Origin of the sequence: Pseudomonas violetae, assembly GCF_023072615.1 — a bacterium.
GTDB lineage: Bacteria > Pseudomonadota > Gammaproteobacteria > Pseudomonadales > Pseudomonadaceae > Aquipseudomonas > Aquipseudomonas violetae.
Window position 1 is genome coordinate 171679 of record NZ_JAKNRW010000009.1, and the last position, 6373, is coordinate 178051.

Here is a 6373-nt window from a genome sequence, read left to right on the forward strand (position 1 = left end):
TTCCGGTGGATATGATTGGCCGCTTGGCTGGCCGAGCTTAGCCTCCACAATGATAGAAGGGCTAGATGAATGGACTCATGGACACTGCATTGGCTGGACGCCTCGGGCAATCTGGCCGACTTTCGCGCCGAGGTGACCGGCGAATTCGCCGCCGCTTACCAGACCCTCTCGCGCCTGCTGGTGCCGCCGCGCCTGGATATTCTGATCCAGCGGCTGCCCGGCGAAACCATCCCGGAAATGGGCATAGTCGGGCGCGCTTACCGCAGCAGCATGTTCTCGATGACCCTCGATCCGGCCAACCCGAATTTCCTGGCGAGCCTGCGCAATGGCATGCTGCACCGGCAAATCATCCATGAGGTTCACCACTGCCTGCGCATGGCGGGTCCCGGCTACGGCTGGACTCTCGGGGAGGCCTTGGTCAGCGAGGGCTTGGCCGGGCAGTTCGTCCGGCATTTGCTTGGCAGCGCAGCTGAACCCTGGGAGAGGGCGGTGACCTGCGACGATCTGCTGCGCACTCCGGCAGATCGCCAGGCCCTGGACGCCACTTACTACGATCACAGCGCGTGGTTTTTTGGCACGGGAAGTCAGCCAAGATGGCTGGGCTACACCCTTGGTTATCAGATGGTGGAGCAGTGGCTGGCTGGGGCAGGTAACATCGACGCCACGACCTGGATCAACGTTCCAGCTGGCACGATCATTGATTCAGCGGTCGCGGCGGGACAGATCTCACTGAAAGACTGAGTGGCCCCACACATTTCGGAAACTCACACTGAGCTTGCACACATCCCACCAACCCGTGGCGAGGTAGCTTGCTACCGCTCGGCTGCGCAGCAGTCGTAAACCTGTGCACGCGGTGATCCTGACCCACCGCGTTGTCTGGGCATGGGGCCGCTGCGCGACCCAGCGGGAGCAAGCTCCCTCGCCACAGGAGAGGCGGTCGCTGGTAAACAGTGGCCGTCGCGATGTCATCGACGGCTGTCAGCGAACATCACGCTGATTTCCAGACATCCCACCAACCCGTGGCGAGGTAGCTTGCTACCGCTCGGCTGCGCAGCAGTCGTAAACCTGTGCACGCGGTGATCCTGACCCACCGCGTTGTCTGGGCATGGGGCCGCTGCGCGACCCAGCGGGAGCAAGCTCCCTCGCCACAGGAGAGGCGGTCGCTGGTAAACAGTGGCCGTCGCGATGTCATCGACGGCTGTCAGCGAACATCGCGCTGATTTCCAGACATCCCACCAACCCGTGGCGAGGTAGCTTGCTACCGCTCGGCTGCGCAGCAGTCGTAAACCTGTGCACGCGGTGATCCTGACCCACCGCGTTGTCTGGGCATGGGGCCGCTGCGCGACCCAGCGGGAGCAAGCTCCCTCGCCACAGGAGAGGCGGTCGCCGGTAAACAGTGGTCGTCGTGATGTCATCGACGGCTGTCAGCGAACATCACGCTGATTTCCAGACATCCCACCAACCCGTGGCGAGGTAGCTTGCTACCGCTCGGCTGCGCAGCAGTCGTAAACCTGTGCACGCGGTGATCCTGACCCACCGCGTTGTCTGGGCATGGGGCCGCTGCGCGACCCAGCGGGAGCAAGCTCCCTCGCCACAGGAGAGGCGGTCGCTGGTAAACAGTGGTCGTCGCGATGTCATCGACGGCTGTCAGCGAACATCGCGCTGATTTCCAGACATCCCACCAACCCGTGGCGAGGTAGCTTGCTACCGCTCGGCTGCGCAGCAGTCGTAAACCTGTGCACGCGGTGATCCTGACCCACCGCGTTGTCTGGGCATGGGGCCGCTGCGCGACCCAGCGGGAGCAAGCTCCCTCGCCACAGGAGAGGCGGTCGCTGGTAAACAGTGGTCGTCGCGATGTCATCGACGGCTGTCAGCGAACATCGCGCTGATTTCCAGACATCCCACCAACCCGTGGCGAGGTAGCTTGCTACCGCTCGGCTGCGCAGCAGTCGTAAACCTGTGCACGCGGTGATCCTGACCCACCGCGTTGTCTGGGCATGGGGCCGCTGCGCGACCCAGCGGGAGCAAGCTCCCTCGCCACAGGAGAGGCGGTCGGGAAGGGGTCGCTTCAGCGATCCATCAAGCCCCCGCTCCAATAGTTAGTCCCCAAACACCGGCCGGAAAAAACTCCGCTCATAGCTGAGGATGCACTTGGTTTCCTCTGCGTACTTGAAGGCAGCTATGCACTCGGGGTCTTGCATCGAGTCCTGCCGATAACGCTCGTAATCCGCCAGACTCGGGAACGTGAACATCGCCATGGCGATATTGTTGGCGCCCTCGGAAGGCAGGAAGTAGCCGTGATGCTGCCCGCCGAATTTTTCAACCAGTGGAATCCAGAGTTTCGCGTAATACTCGAAAGCCTTCAGCTGGTAGGGATCAAGCACGTACTTCAAATAACAAGTGACCACGACTTCTCCTCAGTCCTTTAGTTGCCCCGACGGGCTTTCATTACTGCAACGGCTGGCCTTATAGACCAGGCTAGGTAATTGGCCTGGCACGTCATCCAGCGTATCGACGAGCTGCATGCCGGTTTTTTCCAGTACGCGAATAGACGCCAGATGGGCGGGCCTGACAAGTGCAAAAATGTCATGAACCTGCAGTTCGTCAAATCCGTATGCCATTGCAGTGCCGGCCAACTCAGTCGCGTAGCCTTTGCCCCAAGCGTTGGAAGCAAAACGATATCCCAGGTTCAGCCGTTCCACATCCAGGTACTGGCGCAGCGCAATTCCGCCGAAGCCAATCACCTCATCCATCGCGTCACGCCGAGTAATCGCCCACTGGCCGAAGCCATTTTCCACCCAGTGGGCTATCCAGTCTTTGAGCACTGCGTTTGCCTGATCAAGGTCACGCATCGGCCCGGCGGGATTGAACAGGTTGGTGACTGGATCGCTGTGGATGGCGAACAGCCGCGCCAGGTCTGAGGCCTCGGGTGGTCGCAGAATCAAGCGTGCGGTGGTGCGTAGCATGGTTCCCTCGGTCGCCGGAAATTGCCAATCAGAGTGCTATGAAATCACGAATCACCCTGGTGGTGGGACCCGCCGCCGACACTGTCGCCTGTTACCTGGCAAATTTTTTCGCCCCGGCCACGCACAAAATCACCGTCACCGTCACCATCAGCATGGCCGGGCTGACCTGCTCATGCAGCAGCGTGGCGGCCAGGGTCAGGCCAAAAAACGGCTGTAGCAACTGCAGCTGCCCGACCGCCGCGATACCGCCCTGCGCCAGTCCGCGATACCAGAACACAAAGCCCACCAACATACTGAAAATCGACACATACCCCAGGCACACCCACGCCGAGGTCGTGATGCCCGAGAGCGTCGGCGGCGCCAGCCACCAGGTCAACGGAACCATCAGCGGCAGCGACAACAGCAGTGCCCAGCAGATTACCTGCCAACCGCCAAGGGTCCTGGACAACTTCGCCCCTTCGGCATACCCAAGCCCGCAAGCGAGGATGGCCGCCAACATCAGTAGATCGCCCAGGGGCGAGGCGCTCACCCCCTGGGACAGGGCAAAGCCGACTACCAGCAGGCTGCCGAGCACCGAGAACAGCCAGAACACCGGGCGCGGGCGTTCGCCGCCGCGCAATACGCCAAACACCGCCGTAGCCAGGGGCAGCAGGCCGACGAAGACGATCGAGTGGGCGGATGTCACGTACTGCAAAGCCAACGCGGTCAGCAGCGGGAAACCCAACACCACGCCCAGCGCGACGATCGCCAAGGGCACCAGTTGCTGCCGCGTTGGGCGCTTCTCCCTGAACAGCCACAGCATGCACAGCGCCAGCACTCCGGCGATGCTGGCGCGAGCCACCGTGAGGAATACCGGATCGAACTCCAGCACCGCCAGGCGGGTGGCGGGCAACGAGCCGCTAAAAATCAACACGCCGATAAAACCGTTGAGCCAGCCGCCGCTGGTTTTTTCCAGGCCAGGGTTTTGCAGGTTGGATGCACGTTCCATTTCGTCACACTCAAATTTGCAGAAATCCATCCTAGGGTCGAGAATCAATAACAATCAAAAAATTGTCATGGATACATCGCCCATGCCGCGCTCGCGCTACAAATCCCTGGTGGATGGCTTCGCCGCCGATATCCGTGCCGGTCGCCTGCTGCCGGGCACCCGATTGCCGACTCACCGTCAACTGGCGACCCGTGAAGGACTGGCGCTGGTGACCGCGAGTCGGGTGTATGGCGAGCTCGAAGCCATGGGCCTGGTGAGCGGCGAAACCGGGCGCGGCACCTTTGTCCGGGAGACTTCGCTGCCGCCCAATCTGGGCATCGACCAGCAGGAAGTCGTCGCTGGCGTGATCGATCTCAACTTCAACTATCCGTCGCTGCCGGGGCAGGGCGAGATGCTGCGCAGTGCGTTGCGCCAGTTGGCCGCGGGCGGTGATCTGGAGGCGCTGTTGCGCTATCAGCCCCATGCGGGGCGCATGCACGAGCGTGCGTCGGTGGCGCGGCACCTGAACGTGCGCGGGCTGCCGGTCGATGCCGATCAGGTGCTGGTGGTCAGCGGCGCCCAGCATGGTCTGGCGGTGACGATGATGGCGTTGCTCAAACCGGGCGATGTGATCGCTGCAGACGCCTTGAGCTATTCGGGCTTCAAGGTGCTGGCTGAAGCGCTGCACCTGGAAATCGCGCCGATTCCTGGTGGTGCCGACGGGCCGGATCTCGAGGCCCTGGAAAAGCTTTGCCGCGGTCGGCGAGTGCGGGCGGTGTACAGCATGCCGACCCTGCACAATCCTTTGGGATGGGTGATGCCTGCCGGGCAGCGTCAGCAATTGGTAGCGATTGCGCGCAAACATGAGTTGCTGTTGATCGAGGATGCGGCCTATGCGTTCCTCGCCGAAAACCCGCCGCCACCGCTGTTTACCCTGGCGCCGGAGCGGACTGTGTATGTGTCCGGTTTATCCAAGAGCGTCGCCACCGGCCTACGGGTCGGCTTCGTCGCCGCGCCCCTGGACAAGGTGCCCGCTATCGAACGAGCCATCCGCTCCACTACCTGGAACACCCCGGGGGTGATGACTGCGATCGCCTGTGCCTGGCTGGACGATGGCACGGTAATGCAGCTGGAAGCGCAGAAGCGGGCAGACGCCCAAGCCAGGCAAATCGTCGCGTTGCGTGCGCTGGATGGGTTGCGCTGCGTGACGCATCCGTCGTCGTATTTTCTGTGGCTGCCGCTGGCCGAAGATGCCCGGGCAGACCAGATTGCCAAGGCGTTGATGGAGGAGAATATTGCCGTTTCGACGGCCGGGCCGTTTGCGACTTCGGCGCATGTGCCCCATGCGATCCGGCTGGCGTTGGGGTCGGTGGATATCGATACGCTTGGGCAGGCATTGGCGCGGGTGAAGTGGATGGTCGGGGCGTATTCGTAGGTGGGTCAAGAGCAAAAGCTCGCGGTTCGCAGCCGTTCAACCGCGAAAGCGCAGGATCTGCGCACCATCGAACGGGTCGACCAGGTAGTGCGCCTGCACGCCAAACGTATCTTTCAGTCGCTCGGGGGTGAGCACTTCCAGGGGGGCGCCCAGCGCCACCAGCCGCCCCCGTTCCAGCACGGCCAGGCGGTCACAGGTGAGGGCCTGGTTGAGGTCATGCAGGGCGATCACCGTGGTCACCGGCAGCGCATGCACCACTTGCAAAATAGCCAGCTGATGCTGGATGTCCAGATGATTGGTGGGCTCATCCAGTAGCAGGATCTGCGGGCGTTGCGCCAGGGCCCGGGCGATGTGCACGCGCTGGCGTTCACCCCCGGAAAGGCTGCGCCAGGTGCGGTTTTTCAAGTGGGTGGCATCGACATCAAGCAACGCCTGCTGGACGATTTGTGCATCTTCCCGGGACCACGGGCGCAACGCTGACAGCCAGGGGGTGCGGCCCAGTGACACGGCGTCCAGCACACTGATGGCATCATCGGTATCCGCCTGCTGTTCGACCACTGCCAGGGTCTGCGCGATCGTCCGGCGGGGCAGGTTGCCCAGGCGTGTCCCGCCCAGGAATACCTCGCCCCGAGAAGGCCCGCGGACCCCGGCAAGCAACTTGAGCAAGGTTGACTTGCCAGAGCCGTTTGGCCCGACGATGCCCAAGGTTTCCCCGCGATGAATGTGCAGCTGGACGTCGTGCAACAACCGCGCCTCGCGCACATCGAAGCCCAGCCCCGAACAGCTCAGTACCCCCTCATCGGGACTCATCGGGCATTCCTCCGCCCGACCAGGATCAATGCAAACACCGGCGCGCCCACCAGTGCGGTAATCACCCCGACCGGGATCACCTGGCCCTTGATCAAGGTCCGCGACAACACGTCCGCCGCGATCAGGAACAGCGCGCCGCCCAGGGCACTGGCAGGCAGCAGGCGCGCATGGCGGGTGCCCAGCAACAGGCGCACG

The 6373-nt window shown here is 62.8% G+C and carries 7 protein-coding genes; 2 read left to right on the plus strand and 5 right to left on the minus strand.

Annotation, left to right across the window (positions count from 1 at the left end):
• Positions 1–69 precede the first annotated feature (69 nt).
• Positions 70–741 carry a DUF2268 domain-containing putative Zn-dependent protease gene (locus L9059_RS14215; protein WP_247291654.1) on the plus strand — a complete coding sequence of 224 codons (672 nt, stop codon included), beginning with the start codon at positions 70–72 and terminating at the stop codon, positions 739–741.
• A 1358-nt stretch (positions 742–2099) separates the two neighbouring features.
• On the opposite strand, the gene L9059_RS14220 is transcribed toward L9059_RS14215, so the two are convergent.
• The 3 genes from L9059_RS14220 to L9059_RS14230 form a co-directional block, all read right to left on the minus strand.
• On the minus strand, positions 2100–2408 hold the full coding sequence (locus L9059_RS14220; protein ID WP_247291655.1) for an NIPSNAP family protein: 309 nt from the start codon (positions 2406–2408) through the stop codon (positions 2100–2102).
• Between the two features lie 9 nt (positions 2409–2417).
• Positions 2418–2966: a GNAT family N-acetyltransferase gene (locus L9059_RS14225; RefSeq protein ID WP_247291656.1), complete on the minus strand. Its 549-nt coding sequence runs from the start codon at positions 2964–2966 to the stop codon at positions 2418–2420.
• 91 nt (positions 2967–3057) lie between these two features.
• Complete coding sequence (locus L9059_RS14230; RefSeq protein ID WP_247291657.1) at positions 3058–3954, minus strand: DMT family transporter; 897 nt, start codon at positions 3952–3954, stop codon at positions 3058–3060.
• 82 nt (positions 3955–4036) lie between these two features.
• Here L9059_RS14230 and L9059_RS14235 point away from each other — a divergent pair, with 82 nt between their 5' ends.
• Positions 4037–5368: an aminotransferase-like domain-containing protein gene (locus tag L9059_RS14235; RefSeq protein ID WP_247291663.1), complete on the plus strand. Its 1332-nt coding sequence runs from the start codon at positions 4037–4039 to the stop codon at positions 5366–5368.
• 36 nt (positions 5369–5404) lie between these two features.
• Here L9059_RS14235 and L9059_RS14240 read toward each other — a convergent pair whose 3' ends face one another.
• Positions 5405–6178, minus strand: coding sequence for an ABC transporter ATP-binding protein (locus L9059_RS14240; RefSeq protein ID WP_247291658.1), 774 nt, complete (start codon positions 6176–6178; stop codon positions 5405–5407).
• The coding region (locus L9059_RS14245) for an iron chelate uptake ABC transporter family permease subunit (RefSeq protein ID WP_247291659.1) at positions 6175–6373 on the minus strand (199 nt) is incomplete at its 5' end. The genes L9059_RS14245 and L9059_RS14240, both read right to left, overlap by 4 nt.

Bases quoted from the DNA above. Each gene is read 5' to 3' on its own strand.
- L9059_RS14215 (WP_247291654.1), top strand. From the start codon at position 70: ATGGACTCATGGACACTGCATTGGCTGGACGCCTCGGGCAATCTGGCC.
- L9059_RS14225 (WP_247291656.1), bottom strand. From the start codon at position 2,966: ATGCTACGCACCACCGCACGCTTGATTCTGCGACCACCCGAGGCCTCA.
- L9059_RS14230 (WP_247291657.1), bottom strand. From the start codon at position 3,954: ATGGAACGTGCATCCAACCTGCAAAACCCTGGCCTGGAAAAAACCAGC.
- L9059_RS14235 (WP_247291663.1), top strand. From the start codon at position 4,037: ATGCCGCGCTCGCGCTACAAATCCCTGGTGGATGGCTTCGCCGCCGAT.
- L9059_RS14240 (WP_247291658.1), bottom strand. From the start codon at position 6,178: ATGAGTCCCGATGAGGGGGTACTGAGCTGTTCGGGGCTGGGCTTCGAT.